General features: G+C 73.1%; 14 protein-coding genes. 8 read left to right on the top strand and 6 right to left on the bottom strand.

Annotation, left to right across the window (positions count from 1 at the left end):
- Positions 1–3 precede the first annotated feature (3 nt).
- Genes NBW76_RS00255 through NBW76_RS00245 form a run of 3 tightly spaced genes read left to right on the top strand, consistent with a single transcriptional unit; the run spans position 4 to position 2,702 of the window.
- Entirely contained in the window at positions 4–1,143 is a 1,140-nt protein-coding gene (locus tag NBW76_RS00255) for an acyl-CoA dehydrogenase family protein (RefSeq protein ID WP_055965965.1), read from the top strand.
- Positions 1,144–1,161: 18 nt separating this feature from the next.
- On the top strand, positions 1,162–1,923 hold the full coding sequence (locus tag NBW76_RS00250) for an SDR family NAD(P)-dependent oxidoreductase (RefSeq protein WP_055961114.1): 762 nt from the start codon (positions 1,162–1,164) through the stop codon (positions 1,921–1,923).
- Positions 1,920–2,702 carry an enoyl-CoA hydratase/isomerase family protein gene (locus NBW76_RS00245; protein ID WP_056551861.1) on the top strand — a complete coding sequence of 261 codons (783 nt, stop codon included), beginning with the start codon at positions 1,920–1,922 and terminating at the stop codon, positions 2,700–2,702. The genes NBW76_RS00250 and NBW76_RS00245 overlap by 4 nt, the downstream gene beginning before the upstream one ends.
- Here the strand turns inward: NBW76_RS00245 and NBW76_RS00240 are convergent.
- Positions 2,674–3,348, bottom strand: coding sequence for a TetR/AcrR family transcriptional regulator (locus NBW76_RS00240; RefSeq protein ID WP_056551858.1), 675 nt, complete (start codon positions 3,346–3,348; stop codon positions 2,674–2,676). The two genes, NBW76_RS00245 and NBW76_RS00240, sit on opposite strands and share 29 nt — an antisense overlap.
- 76 nt (positions 3,349–3,424) lie before the next feature.
- Between NBW76_RS00240 and NBW76_RS00235 the strand changes: the two genes are divergently transcribed.
- Positions 3,425–4,060: a hypothetical protein gene (locus tag NBW76_RS00235; RefSeq protein ID WP_156364618.1), complete on the top strand. Its 636-nt coding sequence runs from the start codon at positions 3,425–3,427 to the stop codon at positions 4,058–4,060.
- Positions 4,061–4,152: 92 nt separating this feature from the next.
- Here NBW76_RS00235 and NBW76_RS00230 read toward each other — a convergent pair whose 3' ends face one another.
- On the bottom strand, positions 4,153–4,731 hold the full coding sequence (locus NBW76_RS00230) for a TetR/AcrR family transcriptional regulator (RefSeq protein WP_055961103.1): 579 nt from the start codon (positions 4,729–4,731) through the stop codon (positions 4,153–4,155).
- Positions 4,732–4,856: 125 nt separating this feature from the next.
- Here NBW76_RS00230 and NBW76_RS00225 point away from each other — a divergent pair, with 125 nt between their 5' ends.
- Both NBW76_RS00225 and NBW76_RS00220 read left to right on the top strand, forming a co-directional pair.
- Positions 4,857–7,874, top strand: a complete 3,018-nt coding sequence (locus NBW76_RS00225) for a BTAD domain-containing putative transcriptional regulator (RefSeq protein ID WP_162239192.1) — start codon at positions 4,857–4,859, stop codon at positions 7,872–7,874.
- A 133-nt stretch (positions 7,875–8,007) separates the two neighbouring features.
- Positions 8,008–8,589: a M23 family metallopeptidase gene (locus NBW76_RS00220; protein WP_056551850.1), complete on the top strand. Its 582-nt coding sequence runs from the start codon at positions 8,008–8,010 to the stop codon at positions 8,587–8,589.
- Positions 8,590–8,650: 61 nt separating this feature from the next.
- Here NBW76_RS00220 and NBW76_RS00215 read toward each other — a convergent pair whose 3' ends face one another.
- Positions 8,651–9,490, bottom strand: a complete 840-nt coding sequence (locus tag NBW76_RS00215; protein WP_056551847.1) for an NAD(P)H-binding protein — start codon at positions 9,488–9,490, stop codon at positions 8,651–8,653.
- Between the two features lie 81 nt (positions 9,491–9,571).
- Between NBW76_RS00215 and NBW76_RS00210 the strand changes: the two genes are divergently transcribed.
- Positions 9,572–10,003 carry an Rrf2 family transcriptional regulator gene (locus NBW76_RS00210; protein WP_056551844.1) on the top strand — a complete coding sequence of 144 codons (432 nt, stop codon included), beginning with the start codon at positions 9,572–9,574 and terminating at the stop codon, positions 10,001–10,003.
- Here the strand turns inward: NBW76_RS00210 and NBW76_RS00205 are convergent.
- Positions 10,000–10,710, bottom strand: coding sequence for a TetR/AcrR family transcriptional regulator (locus NBW76_RS00205; RefSeq protein ID WP_056551842.1), 711 nt, complete (start codon positions 10,708–10,710; stop codon positions 10,000–10,002). The genes NBW76_RS00210 and NBW76_RS00205 overlap by 4 nt on opposite strands.
- Positions 10,711–10,811: 101 nt before the next feature.
- On the opposite strand from NBW76_RS00205, the gene NBW76_RS00200 reads away from it, so the two are divergent.
- Entirely contained in the window at positions 10,812–12,275 is a 1,464-nt protein-coding gene (locus tag NBW76_RS00200; RefSeq protein WP_056551838.1) for an MFS transporter, read from the top strand.
- Between the two features lie 46 nt (positions 12,276–12,321).
- Here the strand turns inward: NBW76_RS00200 and cobF are convergent, their stop codons facing one another.
- Both cobF and cobN read right to left on the bottom strand, forming a co-directional pair.
- Entirely contained in the window at positions 12,322–13,044 is a 723-nt protein-coding gene (gene cobF / locus NBW76_RS00195) for a precorrin-6A synthase (deacetylating) (RefSeq protein WP_235492834.1), read from the bottom strand.
- 44 nt (positions 13,045–13,088) lie between these two features.
- On the bottom strand, positions 13,089–16,682 hold the full coding sequence (gene cobN / locus NBW76_RS00190; protein ID WP_056551834.1) for a cobaltochelatase subunit CobN: 3,594 nt from the start codon (positions 16,680–16,682) through the stop codon (positions 13,089–13,091).
- Positions 16,683–16,709: the final 27 nt, after the last annotated feature.

Genomic DNA, 16,709 nt, shown 5'->3' with positions numbered 1-16,709 from the left:
GTCATGCCCGTCGAACGCCTCATGCCGACCGAGGAGTCGGCCGACCTCGTCGCGCTGACCCGCGAGCTCGTCGACGACAAGCTGCGACCGCGCGTGGCCGAGGCGGAGGCCACCGCCACGTTCCCGCGCGACGTGTTCGCCACCCTCGGTCGCGCCGGCCTGCTCGGGCTGCCGTACCCGGAGGAGCTGGGGGGCGGCGCCCAGCCGTACGAGGTCTACCTGCAGGTGGTCGAGGAGATCGCCTCCGCCTGGGCCAGCGTCGGCGTCGGCGTCAGCGTGCACGCCCTCTCGTGCTTCGGGCTGTTCGAGGCCGGCACGGACGAGCAGAAGCAGCGGTGGATGCCCGACATGCTGGGCGGTGAGCTGCTCGGTGCCTACTGCCTGTCGGAGGCCCACGCCGGCTCCGACCCCGCCGCCATGCGCACGAAGGCCGTGCGTGAGGGGGACGACTACGTCATCAGCGGCGCCAAGGCCTGGACCACCCACGGCGGGCAGGCCGACTTCTACAAGGTCATGGCCCGCACCTCCGACGACGGCGGGAGGGGCATCTCCTGCTTCCTCGTCCCGGCCGACGCCGAGGGCCTCACGGCCGACGTCCCCGAGCAGAAGATGGGCCTCATGGGCTCCACCACCGCCACGATGCTGTTCGACGGGGTGCGCGTGCCGGCCGAGCGACGCCTCGGGGCGGAGGGCCAGGGGCTGGCGATCGCGCTGGCGGGGCTCGACGCCGGACGCCTCGGGATCGCCGCCGTGGCCGTCGGGGTGGCCCAGGGCGCGCTCGACGCCGCCGTCGCGTACGCCAAGGAGCGCGAGACCTTCGGGAAGGCGATCATCGACCACCAGGGCCTCGGGTTCGTGCTGGCCGACATGGCCGCGGCCGTCGACTCGGCCCGTGCCACCTACCTGCACGCCGCCCGCCTCAAGGACGCCGGCCGTCCCTACGGTCGCGCGGCGTCGGTGGCCAAGCTCGTGGCCACCGACAACGCCATGAAGGTCACCACCGACGCCGTCCAGGTGCTTGGCGGCGCCGGCTACACGAAGGACTTCCCGGTCGAGCGCTACATGCGCGAGACCAAGGTCATGCAGATCTTCGAGGGCACCAACCAGATCCAGCGGCTCGTCATCAGTCGTCACCTGAAGTAGAGAGAGAAGGACACCCCCATGCAGCTCACCGGAACGTCTGCCGTCGTCACCGGCGGTGCCTCGGGCCTCGGCGCGGCCACCGCCGCCGAGCTGGCCGCCGCCGGCGCCACCGTCGTCGCGATCGACCTGGCGCAGTCCATCGAGAAGGCGCCCGACGTGGACGGCGTCGTCTACGTCGAGGCCGACGTGACCGACGAGGGCCAGGTGCGCAACGCCGTGGCCGCCGCCGGTGAGCACGGTCCGCTGCGCGTGGCCGTCAACTGCGCCGGCATCGGCACCGCCGGGCGCGTGCTCGGCAAGGGCGGTCAGGGCATCCACGACCTCGCCGCGTTCGCGCGGACGATCAACGTCAACCTCGTCGGGTCGTTCACCGTGCTGGCCGTCGCCGCCGAGGCGATGGCCGCCACCGAGCCCCTCGAGCACGGCCAGCGTGGCGTGGTGGTGAACACCGCGTCGATCGCGGCCTTCGACGGCCAGATCGGGCAGGCCGCCTACTCCGCCAGCAAGGGCGGCGTCGTGGGCATGACCCTGCCGGTCGCGCGCGACCTCGCGCAGTACGGGATCCGCGTCAACACCATCGCCCCCGGCATCATCGACACCCCCATGCTCGCCTCGGTGGGCGACGACATCCGCGCGGCGCTGGCCAAGGGCGTCCCCTTCCCGCAGCGACTCGGTCGTCCCGAGGAGTACGCCCAGCTGGTGCGCATGATCGTGGAGCACGACTACCTGAACGGCGAGACCATCCGCATGGACGGCTCACTGCGGATGGCGCCGCGATGAGTGGGGCCGTGGACGGTGGGGCCCCCGTCCTGCTGAGCGTCGCCGACGGCGTCGCGCACGTCGAGCTGAACCGGCCCGACGCCTCGAACACGATCGACCTGCCGTGGACCGAGGCGTTCACGAGCGCGCTGCAGCAGGTGGGCGACGACGACACCGTGCGTGTCGTGCTGCTCACCGGTCGGGGCCGCATGTTCTGCGCCGGGGGCGACCTCGGCGCCATGGACGCGGCGCCCGACCGGTCGGCGTACCTGCAGGAGCTGGCCGACGCTCTGCACGTGGGGGTGCGTCTGCTCGACGGCCTCGACAAGCCGGTGGTCGTCGGCGTGCACGGCGCTGCGGCGGGCGCGGGCCTGTCGCTCGTGCTCGGCGGCGACCTGGTCGTGGCCGGTCGGTCGGCGTCCTTCGTCACCGCCTACACGTCGGTCGGCCTGACGCCCGACGGAGGGCAGTCGTGGCTGCTGCCCCGGGTGGTCGGGCTCCAGCGTGCGCTCGAGCTCACCCTCACGCCGCGTCGGCTCTCGGCCGACGAGGCCCAGGAGTGGGGCATCGTCGGGCGCGTCGTGGAGGACGAGGCGGTGGCCGACGAGGCGCACGCGCTCGCTCGACGTCTGGCCGACGGTCCGGCCGCGGCGTTCGGCCGGGCGCGACGCCTGCTGCGCAGCTCCTACGACACCGGGCTGTCGGACCGGCTCGACGTCGAGGCGCGCACCATCGCGGCCTCGGTGGCCGAGCCCGAGAGCGCTGCGCTGATCACGCGGTTCCTGTCACCCCGTCGCTGACGACCCCGCCGGCGGCGGCCCCGCCGAGCACGGGCTCGATGCACAGCTGGAGCACGTCGACCAGGGCGTCGACCAGGTCCTCGCGGGAGCGCGCGCCCGGGTCGGCGAGCCAGCGCGACACGACAGCGTCGGCGAGTCCCACGAGCCCGGTGGCGTAGACGTCGCGCAGGGGCAGCCGGCCGGAGGCGTCGGGACCGAGGAGCTCGCCGGCGATGGACGCCACGACGGTGACGACCACGTCGGTGATGCGATCGACCGGGCTGCCGGACCCGGGAGCCGACGGGAGCGCGCGCACGAAGTCGTAGAGCGGGCGGTGGTCGAGGACGAAGTCGAGGTAGGCGTCGAGCGTCCCCCGCAGGCCCGCCTCGATGCCGTGGTCCGCGGTCATGCGGGCGATCACGTGCTCGAGCAGCATCGACACCACGCGGTCGGCGATCGCGACGTCGAGGTCGTGCCGGTTCTCGAACTGGCGGTAGAGCACCTGCCGCGTCACGCCGCAGGCGCGGGCGATGGACTCCACGGGGGCGTCGGGGCCTTCGCGGTCGAGCACCTCGATCGCCGTCCCGGTGATCTCCTCGCGCCGGCGCTCCCGGTGCCCGACCCAGCGGCTCGCGCGGCCGTCGGGCGGGCCGGGTGGCGTGGTCATGGACACACCCTATTCGCGATGCTGTGACGACGTGTAACTGTTACGTTCTGTAGCAGTCACTCTCCCGGAGGTCGTCGTGTCCCCTCTCGCCGCCATGCCCACCTGGGCCGCCCGCGTCATCGCCGTGCAGATCATCGCGGTGCTGACGATGATCGCGATCGGCCTGGTCGTCCTGCTGCCCTACCTCCCGCGGCTCGCGGCTGCCGGCGCGGCGCTGCCCCAGATCACCGAGTCGGCCGAGCGGTCGCCGACGACCCTCGACCAGGTGGAGCGCATCGACGGCAACGTCGAGAAGGTGGTGCCCCCGGTGCTCGAGGCCGTGGCGGTGCTTCCGGAGGTCGGGGAGCAGCTCACCGAGCTGCTCGGGGTCGCACGCTCCCTCGGGTCCGCCGCCGACGGCGTCGTCGCCGCGGCCGAACCGTTGGCCGCCGTCGGCACCGACATCCGCGCGCTGCAGGAGCGGCTCGACGGCCTGGAGACGCAGCTGGGCAAGCTCGAGGCGCTCGGTGAGCCGCTCGACTCCCTCGCGGCGTCGGCCGAGCCGCTCCCCGGCCAGCTCGGGCAGCTCACCACGGCGGCGACGGCCATCGCGTCGCTCGTGGACGTCGTCGACCAGCTGGTCGCCTCGATCGGCCGCATCGAGCAGCACGCGGCCAACCTCGACCGCAAGACCGGCCCCGTCCTGCTCCCGGACCTCACCGGCGTCCGCTGACGACCCGGCTCGTCTCTCCGTTTCGGACACTTCCGGGGCGGTTCGGGGCGTCGAGGTGCCCCGGAAGTGTCCGAAACGCGGGGACGGGCGGGTCAGTCGGAGCGGGTGGCGTGGTCGACCAGCACGGCCAGCTGGTGGAAGGCGGCCGCGTCGTCGAGGCCCGTGTCGGCCTCCACGGCCCCGCGGTGGATCGCCTCCAGCACGAGCCCGGCGACCGCGCCGACGAAGCGTGGGTCGAGGCGTCGCCGCCCCGAGGCCTCGACGAGCTCCTTGACCCGCTGTGCCGCCAGGCGCACGTTGGTGCGGTAGACGTCGCGGGCGGGCTCGTAGGCGTCGAGGTCGGCGAAGTAGGTGGGACCGGCGGGGGCGAGCTCCTCGGCGATCGCGTCGAGGTACACGCTGATGCGCCGGCCGGTGTCGGGCTCGGCGGCCACGCGACGCTCGACCGCCTCGGTGGAGCGGCGGAACGACTCGCGCACGGTCGCCTGGATGATCTGCTCCTTGCTCGCGGCGACCACGTAGAGCGTGGACTTGGAGCAGCCGAGACGGCGGGCGAGGTCCTCGAGGCTGAAGGCCAGGAAGCCCTCGGCGTGGAACAGTGGGATGAGCTCGTCGAGGAGGGCGCCGCGGCGTGCGTCGTCGCGGGCGGCGACGCTCGTCGGACGGACCATCGCACCAGGATACCCGGCGCAGTACCACAGGGGCTGTGTCGGTACTGGGAGCGTCGTGTCCACCGACTGGACGACGGCCCGGGCGAGGTCTGCCGGGTCCCGGGACAGGCACTACTGTCGGCAGCGTGGCACGGGGGCGTCGGGTCGAGGTGGCCGTGCTCGCGACCGTTGTCCTGCACGTCGACGACGAACCCGTCCGGCTGTCCGGTCTCGAGCGAGCGGTCCTGGCGCGCATCGCCCTGACGAGGTCGGCCACCGCCGCCTCCCTGCTGACGTGGCTGTACGGCGAGGACCCGCCGGCGTCGGCGCCGAACCGCGTGCAGGCGTTGATCTCGGGGATCCGACGCAAGTGCTCTGCCCCGGTGATCGAGACCACGCCGGGCGGGTACCGCCTCGTCCCCGACGTGCAGGTCGACGTCGAGCGGCTGGCGGTGCTGCGGGACCGCGCCCGTGAGCTGGCGGCGGTCGCGGACCTGGCCTGCCTGCGGTCCTTCCGCGAGGCGTCGACGCTCCTGGGTGACGAGTCGTTGCAGGACGTGCCGTCCACGGCCGCCGTCGAGATCGAGCGGTCCCGGCTCGACGCCGAGCGGCTCGCCCTGTGGGCGGAGCACGCCGCGGCCGCGCTCGCGCTGGGCCGCGCCGACCAGGTGGTCGCCGACCTCGCCACGCTGACGGCCCGGCACCCGTTCCACGAGGCGTTGCTCGCCCAGTACGTGCTCGTCCTGGCGTCGACGGGGCAGCAGGAGCGTGCTCTCGGGGTCTACCGCGAGGCCTACGACCGGCTCGACAGCGAGCTCGGGGTCGAGCCCTCGGCGCGCCTCAGGGAGGCGCACGCCGAGGTGCTGCGCGGGCCCCAGGTTCCCGCGCCGGTCGGTCGGGTCGCCCACGTTCCGCGCACCCTGCCGCGGCGGGCGCCCGGCTTCGTCGGTCGCGACGAGGAGATCGACCGCATCGTCGGGGCCGTCGCCCAGGTCGACGACGCGCCCCTCGTCGTCCACCTCACCGGTCTGGCCGGCATGGGCAAGAGCGCGCTGGCCGTGGAGGTCGGCCAGCGCCTGCGCGACGACTTCCCGGACGGCTCTCTGCACCTCGAGGCCGGCAGCGCGCCCGCGCTCGAGGTCGGTGCGGTCCTCGCCACCTTCCTGCGCCTGCTCGGGGTGCACCCCGACGCCGTCCCTGGCGGCACCGCCGAACGGGCCGCCCTCTACCGGTCGCTGCTCGACGAGCGGCGCGTCCTCGTGGTGCTCGACGGCGTCGACGCACACGCCGGGGCGACGTCGAGCGAGCTGTCGCTCCTGCTTCCGGCGTCGCCGGGGTCGATGGCGATCGTGTGCTCGCGCTACGACCTCGCCTGGTTGCAGCCGGACCTCCACGTGCAGGTGGGGCCGCTGTCCGGCACCTCCGGCCGAGCGCTCCTGGCCGGGGTGCTGGGGGACGACCGGGTCCGTGCGGACCATGACGGTGCCGACCGGCTCGTCTCCACGCTGGGCGGCATGCCGCTCGCGCTGCGCCTCGCCGCCGGACGCGCGCGGCAGCGTCCGGACGTGGGGCTCTCGCGCCTGGCCGAACGGCTGTCGTCCGGGGGACTGGGCACCGAGGACGTGGCCGCCGCACTGGCGACGAGCCTCTCCGACGTGTGGGAGCGCGTGCCCGAGAGCGTGCAGGAGGTGGCCCGACGGGTCGCGCGACTGCCGGTGGCGACCTTCAGCGCCTGGGTCCCTGGCGCGCTGCTCGGCGACGACGCGGCAGGGGAGCACGCGATCGACGCGCTGTGCGCGGCGCACCTCGTGGAGCCGGTGCGCCGCAGCGGCCAGACCCCCCAGTTCCGGCTCCACGACGTCGTGGCCCGGTTCCTCGTGGGCTCGCACGACGACGTGGCCGACGTGGCCGACGTGGCACTCGTCGCCGAGCAGCTGCTGGCGCGTGCGGTGGTGCCGTACCGGGACCATCCGACGCAGCTCGTCCCCGTCCCGCCGGCACCGGGTCGGGCCGTCGGCGACGGTCCTCGGCGGGGCACGCCGGCCCTCCAGGAGCGCGAGTCGGCCGTGGCGTTCTTCGCGACGGAGAACGCCACGGCGCGGACCCTCGCGAGGAAGCTCGCGCCGGTGCGGGCCGACCTCGCGTGGAGGCTGCTGGCGATCACGGCCCCGGCGCACCACATGTCGCCGTCCGAGGGCGACTGGCTCGACGCCCTCGACGTGGTCGAGAAGCACCTCGACGCCATGGACGGCGACCGTCGACTCGGTGCGGCCCACCTCGACCTGTGCCGTGCGTGGCACCTGCAGTCCCGGGCCTCCTCCTCGGAGCCGGCGCGGGCACTCGCCGACGCCGCACGTCGGCGGCTCGTCGAGCAGGGGGCGCACGCACCTGCGACCGCCGCAGCCGTCGTGGCGGCGTCGTCGGCGCTCTCCGTGGGTCGGCGCGACCTGGCGGAGGCCGACCTCGCCGGGGCCGACGAGTCGCTGGACCACCTCGACGACGCGGTGCTCGCAGGCTGGGTCGAGATCATGCGTGGCACCGTCCACCACGACTACGACGAGCTCGACGCCGCAGCGGGTGCCTTCACCCGCGCCCGCGAGCTCCTGGCCGCCACCGCGGCGCGCGGCGCGTTCCGCCAGGCCACTCTCGAGCTGTCGCGCACCTGCCGGCGGCGGGGCTCGATCGACGCCGCCGAGGCGCTGATCGTCGAGGCGCTGGAGCTCTTCGACGGCGGGGTCGACGACCACGTCCACGGCTACGTCGTCGACGCCCGCGCCGAGGTCGCCGTCGCCCACGGCCAGGCGACGGAGGCGTTCGAGCGGGCGCAGGAGGCGCGGGCGTGGGCCCGGCGTGCTCGCGACGCCTTCCTGGCGGCCCGGTCGCGCCGCTCGCTCGCCGGCGCGCTGCGCCTGCTCGGCCGCCTCGAGGAGGCCGAGTCCGAGCTGGTGGCCAGCGTGGAGGAGCTCACCGCCCTCGGCCGGACGCTCAGCGCCGCTGCGTCGCTGCGCGACCTCGCCGTGCTGCTGGAGCTGATGGGCAGACCCGACGACGCCGGGGAGGCGTCGCGGCGCGAGCGTGAGGCGCGCGCCGCGGCGCGCCTGCACCGTTCACGGGTGGATCCCACGGGACCGACCCCTCGTGCGGTCCCGTCCGGCTCCTCCTAGGTCGTCCACGTCGTCGATCGTCGCGGACGCCGCTGCGAGGACGCTGCGAACGACGCGGAGCAGGATCGCAGCGCCGGTCGACAGCCTGGTGGGGTTGGCGCGGCAGAGGCTGCGCCCCGACATCGGAGGACCCATGAACACACGACGCACCCTCGTGGCCGCCGCGGCCGGCTCGATGGCCTCGGCCGCCCTGCTCGCCGGATCACTGGCCACCGGAACGGCCACCGCCTCCACGGTCTCGACGGAGGCCGAGGCGTCGGCCCAGGCCCGTCCGGCCTTCAAGGTGCCGTTCCGCTGCGGCCAGACCTGGCGAGCCGACACCCGCGACGGCCACAGCCCGTCGAGGTACGCGATCGACTTCAACCGAGGTGGCGGCAACGACGACCTCGGGCTGCCCGCGGTTGCGAGCGCGGCCGGCACCGTGACGAAGGTGCGTCGGCTGACGACCAGCTACGGCCACTACGTCGAGATCTCCCACGGCGGCGGCTGGTCGACGCTCTACGCGCACCTGCAGGAGGGCAGCATCAACGTCTCGGAGGGTCAGCGCGTCACGGCGACCACGCTGGTGGGCAAGGTGGGCAGCTCCGGCGGGGACTTCACGTCCCACCTGCACTACGAGCAGAAGCTCAACGGTGCGGTGCAGCCGGCGGTCATGGGCGGTCGCGCCGCCACGTACCCGGCCACCCCCGGACCGAGCTTCACCCGCCCCTGCTGATCGGGGTCGCACGACGTCGGGGTCCGCACCTCAGCGGGCCCCGACGTCGTCGTGCGGGCGCTCAGGCCAGCGCGGTCGCCAGCGGGGTGGCCGGCCGGCCGGTGAGGTCCTCCACCGCGGAGGTGACCTCCGCGAGGCGGCCCTCCCGGATGGCGGTGCCGAACGAGGCGAGCAGCTCGGCCACGAAGGTGGGCAGGCCGGCCTGCTCCAGTCCTGCGACGTAGGCGGCGTCGTCGACCTGGACGACCTGGACCGGCTCACCGCGGCGCTCGGCCGCGAGGGCGGCGATGTCGGCGGCGGTGACCGACGAGGGCCCCGTGACGTCGAGCGCGGTGTCGTCGACGTCGGTGCTCAGGAGGGCGCCCACCGCGGCGGCCGCGCAGTCGGCGCGCGTCACGTACGCGGCGCCGGCCTCGCCGGTGTTGGTCACGTAGGTGCCGGACGCCGCGGCCTGCGCCACCACGTCGGACTGCATGTCGGCGTAGAGGTTGTTGCGCAGGAAGGTCCAGCGCAGGCCGCTGTCACGCAGTGCCTGCTCGGTGCCGAGGTGGTCGGGCGTCACGAGCGCGGGGTTGTCCTCGCTCGGGTCGGGCACGGACGTGTAGAGCACGCGGCGGACGCCGGCCTTCGTGGCGGCCTCCACGGCGGCGCGCTGGCCCTCCAGTCGGGAGCCGACGACGTCGGTGGAGACGAGGAGGAGCTCATCGATGCCGGTGAACGCCTCCACGAGGCCCTCGGGGCTGTCGAAGTCGGCCGCGCGGGTGGTGGCGCCGGCGGCGGCGATCTTCTCGGGGGAGCGGCTGAGGAGGACGACGTCGGCGGGGGCGACCTTCTGGAGGAGGAGCTCCGCAGCGAGCGAGCCGAGCTGTCCGGTCGCGCCGGTGATGCCGTAGGTGGTCATGAAGGTTCCTTACTGTCATCAGTCTGGTTGCTGTTGGTCACAACTATAACCACACTGGTGGCGGTATGGCATCATGGGGGCATGGCCAGCCCGCAGAGCACCCAGTTCGCCGTGGCCGTGCACGTCCTCACCTACCTCGCAGGAAGCGGGGCGGGGCCGTCGTCGCCGCATCCTCGCACCGTGGGTGCGACGGAGCTCGCGGCCAGCACGCAGGTGACGCCCGTGCACGTGCGACGTGTGCTCGCTCCCCTGAGGGAGGCCGGCATCCTGGCGTCCACGCCCGGCGCCCGCGGCGGCTGGCGCCTGCTCGTGGAGCCCGAGCGGATCACGCTCGACGCCGTGTGGCGCCTCGTCCGCGGGGACGAGCCGGTGCTGGCGATCCACCTGCCGAGCCCGAGGTGCCCCGTCGGACGCAGCATCCAGGACGGCCTGCACGACGTCGACGCGGCGGTCGCGCGCGCCACCGAGGCGACCTTGGCGGAGACGACCGTCGCCGACCTCGTCCCGGCCTAGTCGCCCGCCTGCAGGCGCAGGCCTGCGAGCAGGAGGTCCAGGCCGGCGACGAACTGTGCGCTGTCGTCGTGGTCGGCGAACACGTCCAGGATCGTGTGGAGAAACGGCCACGTCGCAGGATCGAGGCCTCTCCACTCGTCCACCGTGCGGCTCATGTACTCCGCGCGGGTGGTGCTGCCGTCGATGACCTCCTCGGGCGGCTGCTGTCCGAGGTCGGCGGCGATCCCGACGACATAGCCGACCACGGCCGACGCCGCGTTGAAGGTCTCGAGGGGACCCAGTCCGAGCCGCAGGACCTGCTGGCCCACGCGCTCGTAGTAGCGGAGCGAGTTGGGCTGGGACCCGGTGTTGCGCATGAAGTAGGCGCCGAGCCACGGCCGGTCGACCACGGCCTCGAAGAGCGCGATGGCCGTGCTGCGCAGGTCGTCGATCGGGTCGCCGTCGACGAAGTCCTCGGTGGCCTCGAGGACGCCCTCGAGGACGAAGTCGGCGGCCCGCTCGAGCAGCTCGTCGCGACTCGAGACGTACCAGTAGATGCTGCCCACGCCGCCGCCCATGCGTGCGGCGAGGGCGCGGAACGTGAGGGCGGAGTCGCCGGCCTCGTCGAGCAGTCGCACGGCCTCGGTCATGACCGACTCCATGGAGTGCGAGGCGCGGCGGCGCTGCTTGAGGCGGTCGTCCGGACCTCGGGTGCGCGGCGGCGTCATGATCGGCGTCTCCTCATGCCTTGCATCGTACCGAACGTTGTTCTATCGTATCGAACGTCGTTCGAGAACCGAACGGCGTTCGATGCCCCCGGAGGTGCGCCATGAGCCACGACACCGCGTCCCCGACGACCCGCACCTACACCTCGCTGCGTGCCGCCTGGATTCCCCTGACCGCCCTCTGTCTCGCCTTCTTCGTCGAGATGGTCGACAACACGCTGCTGTCGATCGCGCTGCCCACGATCGGCCGCGACCTGCACGGCACCACCACGTCCCTGCAGTGGGTCACCGGCGCCTACGCGCTCGCCTTCGGCGGGCTCATGCTCACCGCGGGCTCGGTGGCCGACCGCTTCGGTCGACGCCGCGTCCTGCTCGTCGGCCTCGTCGCCTTCGGCACCATCAGCCTCGGCGCCCTCCTCGTCGAGTCGACGGCCGAGCTGATCGCCCTGCGTGCCGCGCTCGGCCTGTGCGCCGCCGCGATGGCGCCGATCACCAACTCGCTCGTGTTCCGGCTGTTCGACGACGAGGACCTGCGGCGGCGCGCGTTCCCGCTCATGATGATGGTCGGCATGGCCGGGTTCGTCCTCGGACCGGTGCTGGGCGGCTCCGCGCTCGAGCACGTCGGGTGGGAGTGGCTGCTGGCCGTCAACGCCCCCATCGCCCTCGTCGCATGGATCGGTGTCCGGATCGGAGTCTCGGCCGACCACCCCGACGACCTCACCGACGACGCCCTCGACCTGCCCGGCGCGTTCCTCAGCGTGATGACCATCGGCCTCGGGGCCTACGCCCTGACGAGCGGGGTGGAGCGCGGCTGGCTCTCGGCCGTCACCCTCGCCTGCGTCCTGGGATCGCTCGCCGCCGCGGCCACGTTCGTCCGGCACGAGCGCCGTACCACGTCACCGATGCTCGATCTGCGGGTCTTCTCGCGTGGCACGGTGCGGGGCGCGACGATCGCGCAGGTGGGCACGTCGGTCGCGATGACGGGCGTCCTGTTCGCGCTCGTGCTGCACTTCCAGTACGCCTACGGCTGGAGCCCGGTGCGCGCCGGTCTGGCGAACCTGCCGATGATCGCCACCATGCTCGCGTCCAACCCGCTCACCGAGGTGATGGTCCGGCGGCTCGGCCACCGCATCGCCTGCCTCGTGGGTGCCGGCCTGCTCGCCGCCGGCCTCGTGTGGATGGCGTTCGCCGTGGAGCACGGCTACCTGGCGATCGTCGTCGGCATGGTCGTGATGTTCGTCGGCCTGCGCACGGTGATGATGACCTGCGCCGTCGCGCTCATCGGGGCCATGCCCGGCAACCGCACCTCGCTCGGCGCCGCGTTGAACGACACCGCGCAGGAGGTCGGCACCAGTCTCGGCACCGCCCTCGTCGGCACGCTGCTCGCCACCCTGGTGGTGCAGGTCCTGCCGACCGGGAGGTGGAGCGCCGAGCTCGTGCAGTCGTTCTTCGACGGGGAGCGGGTCGTCTTCCTGGTGCTCGCGGTGCTGGCCGGCGGGATCGCGGCCTACGGGGCGAGCACGTTGACGGACTCCCGAGCCACCGAGGAGGAGCCGGCGACCGCATGACCGGGGTCGCTGCGCCGGTGGACGAGGATCGCTCAGCACTGATGGATCAGAGCTGGCGGAGCAGGAAGAGGTCCATCACCCAGCCGGCCTCGGCCTTCGCTGCGACACGCTTCGCGGTGATCTCGGCCGCGACGTCCTTGACGGCACCGGAGACGAGGTGTTCGGACGGCGATCCGAGGTTCGCGCCCCACCAGACGTGCCAGTCGTCGAGGCCGCTCAGGTCGGTTCCCGACGTCAGGAAGACGACGACGTTGTCCTGCCCCTGCTCGAGGGCCTCGCGAAGCCGGCGCTCGGTGGTCACGTGGATCGGCTGCCCGACCTCGTGCAGCACGATCCGGTGCCGGGCGGCGAGCAGCTGCAGCGCGGAGATGCCGGGCAGCACGTCCCAGTCGAACGTCAGGTTGTCGCGCGCCAGCACCCGCTCGACGACGCGGATCGTCGAGTCGTAGAAGGCGGGGTCGCCCCACACGAGCAGGACGGCGTCGCCCGGATGTGCGATGAGCGCCGACTCCCAGGCCTCGGCCCGTGCCTCGTGCCAGTCGCCGACCGCGGACTCGTAGTCGAGGGCTGTCCTGTCCCGCGGTGGATCGACGACCTCGACCACCCGCAGGTCGGGCGCGTGGTGGGCCAGCAGCTCCCGGCGCGCGGCGGCGAGCGGGTCACCGGCCCGCTTCACCGTCACCAGCGCGACCGACGCCGACCGCAGCGCCGCGACCGCCTCGACGGTCAGGTGGTCGGGGTGGCCGAGACCGATCCCGACCAGGGTCACTCGCCGCCCAGGGCCCGGCACCCCTGCCGGCGTCACTCGCCGCGTCACGCGTGGCGGTCCTCGAGGTCTCCCTCGAGGTCGAGGTAGACCTGCTGCATCGCGGCGACGACCTCCGGGTCGGGCTCGGCCCAGAGGCCGCGCTCGGCCGCCTCGCCCAGCCGCTCGACGATGCCGCGCAGCGCCCAGGGGTTCGACTTCCGCATGAACTCCTGGTTGGTCTCGTCGAGGACGTACTCCTTGGCGAGCGACTCGTACATCCAGTCGTGCACGACGCCGGCGGTGGCGTCGAATCCGAACAGGTAGTCCACCGTGGCGGCCAGCTCGAACGCGCCCTTGTAGCCGTGGCGCTGCATAGCGCCGATCCAGCGCGGGTTGACCACGCGGGCACGGAACACCCGGTTGGTCTCCTCCTGCAGCGTGCGCGTGCGCACCGCGTCGGGCGACGTCGAGTCGCCGACGTACGCCTTCGGCTCGGCGCCGGTCAGCGCGCGGACCGTCGCGATCATGCCGCCGTGGTACTGGAAGTAGTCGTCGGAGTCGGCGATGTCGTGCTCGCGGGTGTCGATGTTCTTCGCCGCCACCGCGATGCGGCGGTAGTTGGCGCGCATGTCCTCCGAGGCTGGGGCGCCGTCGAGGTCGCGTCCGTAGGCGAAGCCGCCCCACGCCGTGTAGACCTCGGCGAGGTCGTCGTCGGTCTTCCAGTTCCCGGCCTCGATGACCTGCAGGATCCCGGCACCGTACGAGCCCGGCTTCGAGCCGTAGATGCGCGTCGTGGCCCGGCGCTCGTCGCCGTGCTCGGCGAGGTCGGCCTGGGCGTGGGCACGAACGAAGTTCTGCTCGAGCGGCTCGTCGAGCTCGGCCACCTGGCGGATGGCGTCGTCGAGGATGCCGATGACGTGCGGGAACGCGTCGCGGAAGAAGCCGGAGATGCGGACCGTGACGTCGATGCGCGGACGACCGAGCTCCTCCAGCGGGACGACCCGCAGGCCGTTGACCCGGCGCGAGGCCGGGTCCCACTCGGGCTCGACGCCGATGAGGGCCAGCACCTCGGCGATGTCGTCGCCCGACGTGCGCATGGCCGACGTGCCCCAGACCGACAGGCCCACGGAGCGCGGGTACTCGTCGGTGTCGGCGAGGTGCCGCTCCACGAGCGACTCGGCCATCGAGCGGCCGGTCTCCCAGGCCAGTCGCGACGGGACGGCCTTCGGGTCGACGGTGTAGAAGTTGCGACCGGTCGGCAGCACGTTGACGAGTCCGCGCAGCGGGGAGCCGGACGGACCGGCGGGGATGAAGCCGCCGTCGAGCGCGTGCAGCACGTGGTCGAGCTCGTCGGTGGTCTGCGCGAGGCGCGGGACCACCTGCGTGGCGGCGAAGTGCAGGACGTCGCGGACGACGGGGTCGTCGTGCAGGCCGTCGACGGCGGAGGGGTCCCAACCGGCCTCCTCCATGCCCTGCACCAGGGCGTGCGCCTGCTGCTCGATCTCGTCGATGGCGCGCAGGGCGTCCTCCCCCTCCTTGAGCCCCAGGGCCGACCGCAGGCCGGGCACGGCCCCGGTCTCGCCGCCCCAGATCTGGCTGGCGCGCAGGATCGAGAGCACGAGGTTCACGCGCGCCTCGCCCGCCGGAGCCTGGCCGAGGACGTGCAGGCCGTCGCGGATCTGGGCGTCCTTGATCTCGCAGAGCCAGCCGTCGACGTTGAAGATGAAGTCGTCGAAGTCGTCCTCGTCCGGGATGTCGTCCAGGCCGAGGTCGCGGTGCATCTCGGCCGCGCGCATGTGCGTCCAGATCTGCGAGCGGATGGCCGGCAGCTTGGCCGGGTCCATCGCGGCGATGTTGGCGTACTCGTCGAGCAGCTGCTCCAGCTTGGCGATGTCGCCGTAGCTCTCGGCCCGCGCCATCGGCGGGATGAGGTGGTCGACGATCGTGGCGTGGGCGCGACGCTTGGCCTGCGCGCCCTCGCCCGGGTCGTTGACGAGGAACGGGTAGATCAGGGGCAGGTTGCCGATCGCGGCATCGGTGCCGCACGACGCCGACAGCGCCGCGTTCTTGCCCGGCAGCCACTCCATCGAGCCGTGCTTGCCCAGGTGCACGACGGCGTGCGCACCGAATTCCTCCTCCACCCAGCGGTAGGCGGCGAGGTAGTGGTGCGAGGGCGCCATGTCGGGGTCGTGGTAGATCGCGACCGGGTTCTCGCCGTAGCCGCGGGGCGGCTGGATCATCAGCACGACGTTGCCGGCGCGGATCGTGGCGAGCACGATCTCCTGCTCGTCGTTGACGAACAGCTTGCCCGGTGCCGGGCCCCACGCCTCGAGCATGCCGTCGCGCAGGTCGGGGTGGAAGCCGTCGAACCACTCGCGGTACCGGGCGGCGGGGATGCGCACGTGGCTCTCGGTGAGCTGGGTGTGCGTGAGCCACTCCTCGTCCTGGCCGCCGGCGTCGATGAGCGCGTGGATGAGGGCGTCGCCGGCCTCGGTGAGGTCGTCGCGCTCCAGACCGGGGATCTGTCCGGGCTCGCCGAGGTCGTAGCCGGCGTCGCGCATCGCGCGCAGCAGCCGGATGGTGGAGGCGGGGGTGTCGAGGCCGACGGCGTTGCCCACCCGGCTGTGCTTCGTCGGGTAGGCCGACAGCATGAGCACGACCTTGCGCTCGGCCGGCGGGGTGTGGCGCAGGCGGGCGTGGGCGGCGGCGATGCCGGCCACGCGCGCGCTGCGCTCGGGGTCGGCCACGTAGCGGGGGAGACCGTCCTCGTCGACCTCCTTGAAGGAGAACGGGGCGGTGATGATCCGACCGTCGAACTCCGGGATCGCGATCTGGTTGGCCGAGTCGAGCGGCGAGACGCCGTCGTCGGAGGCCTCCCACTCGGCGCGGCTCGAGGTGAGGCTGAGGCCCTGGAGGATCGGGATGTCGAGGGCCTTGAGACGCGCGACGTCCCACGACTCGTCGTCGCCGCCGGCGCTGACGGTGCCCGGCTTCGTGCCGCCGGCCGCGAGCACCGTGACGATGAGGGCGTCGAGGTTCGCCATCTCCTCGAACAGCGCGTCGGGGGCGGCGCGCAGCGACGAGCTGAAGATCGGGACGCCGACGGCGTCGCCGGTGTCGTCGATCGCGTCGGCCAGCGCGTGCGCGAAGCCGGCGTTGCCGCTGGCCTCGTGGGCGCGGTAGTACAGGACGCCGATCCTGGCCTTGCCCGTCTCGTCGTCGCCCTGCGGGCGAGGAGCAAGACCCCATTCCGGCAGGACCTTCGGGGGCTCGAAGCCCTCGCCGGTCAGCATCACGGTGTCGGAGAGGAAGGCGTGCAGCTGGGCGAGGTTCTGGGGGCCGCCCTCGGCGAGGTACACGTGGGCGTCGGCGCAGACGCCGATCGGGACGGTCGACTGCTCCATCAGCTCGGCGCTGGGCGACTGCTCGCCGCCGAGCACCACCATCGGCTTGCCCGTGGCGCGGATGCGCGCGAAGCCCGAGCAGAGGTCCTGCGGCGAGCCGAGGATGCGCGCGACCACGAGGTCGGCCGCCTCGATCGCGGCGGCCATGTCCTGGTGGCCGGGCTTCGCCGGGTTGGCGTAGACGTAGTCGGCGCCGCTCGCGCGGGCCGAGAGCAGGTCGGTGTCGGACGTCGAGAGCAGCGCGATACGCGTCATCAGGGTTCCTCCTCGGGGTTCTCGCCC

It is taken from the genome of Aeromicrobium sp. Leaf245, assembly GCF_942548115.1.
Taxonomy (GTDB): Bacteria; Actinomycetota; Actinomycetes; order Propionibacteriales; family Nocardioidaceae; genus Aeromicrobium.
The sequence above is the reverse complement of the archived record's forward strand: the minus strand, read 5'-3'. Positions and strand labels throughout refer to the sequence as shown.

Excerpts from the sequence above, each read along its gene's own strand:
- NBW76_RS00255 (WP_055965965.1), top strand. The coding sequence starts at position 4 with ATGCCCGTCGAACGCCTCATGCCGACCGAGGAGTCGGCCGACCTCGTC.
- NBW76_RS00250 (WP_055961114.1), top strand. The coding sequence starts at position 1,162 with ATGCAGCTCACCGGAACGTCTGCCGTCGTCACCGGCGGTGCCTCGGGC.
- NBW76_RS00245 (WP_056551861.1), top strand. The coding sequence starts at position 1,920 with ATGAGTGGGGCCGTGGACGGTGGGGCCCCCGTCCTGCTGAGCGTCGCC.
- NBW76_RS00240 (WP_056551858.1), bottom strand. The coding sequence starts at position 3,348 with ATGACCACGCCACCCGGCCCGCCCGACGGCCGCGCGAGCCGCTGGGTC.
- NBW76_RS00230 (WP_055961103.1), bottom strand. The coding sequence starts at position 4,731 with ATGGTCCGTCCGACGAGCGTCGCCGCCCGCGACGACGCACGCCGCGGC.
- NBW76_RS00220 (WP_056551850.1), top strand. The coding sequence starts at position 8,008 with ATGAACACACGACGCACCCTCGTGGCCGCCGCGGCCGGCTCGATGGCC.
- NBW76_RS00215 (WP_056551847.1), bottom strand. The coding sequence starts at position 9,490 with ATGACCACCTACGGCATCACCGGCGCGACCGGACAGCTCGGCTCGCTC.
- NBW76_RS00210 (WP_056551844.1), top strand. The coding sequence starts at position 9,572 with ATGGCCAGCCCGCAGAGCACCCAGTTCGCCGTGGCCGTGCACGTCCTC.
- NBW76_RS00205 (WP_056551842.1), bottom strand. The coding sequence starts at position 10,710 with ATGACGCCGCCGCGCACCCGAGGTCCGGACGACCGCCTCAAGCAGCGC.
- NBW76_RS00200 (WP_056551838.1), top strand. The coding sequence starts at position 10,812 with ATGAGCCACGACACCGCGTCCCCGACGACCCGCACCTACACCTCGCTG.
- cobN (WP_056551834.1), bottom strand. The coding sequence starts at position 16,682 with ATGACGCGTATCGCGCTGCTCTCGACGTCCGACACCGACCTGCTCTCG.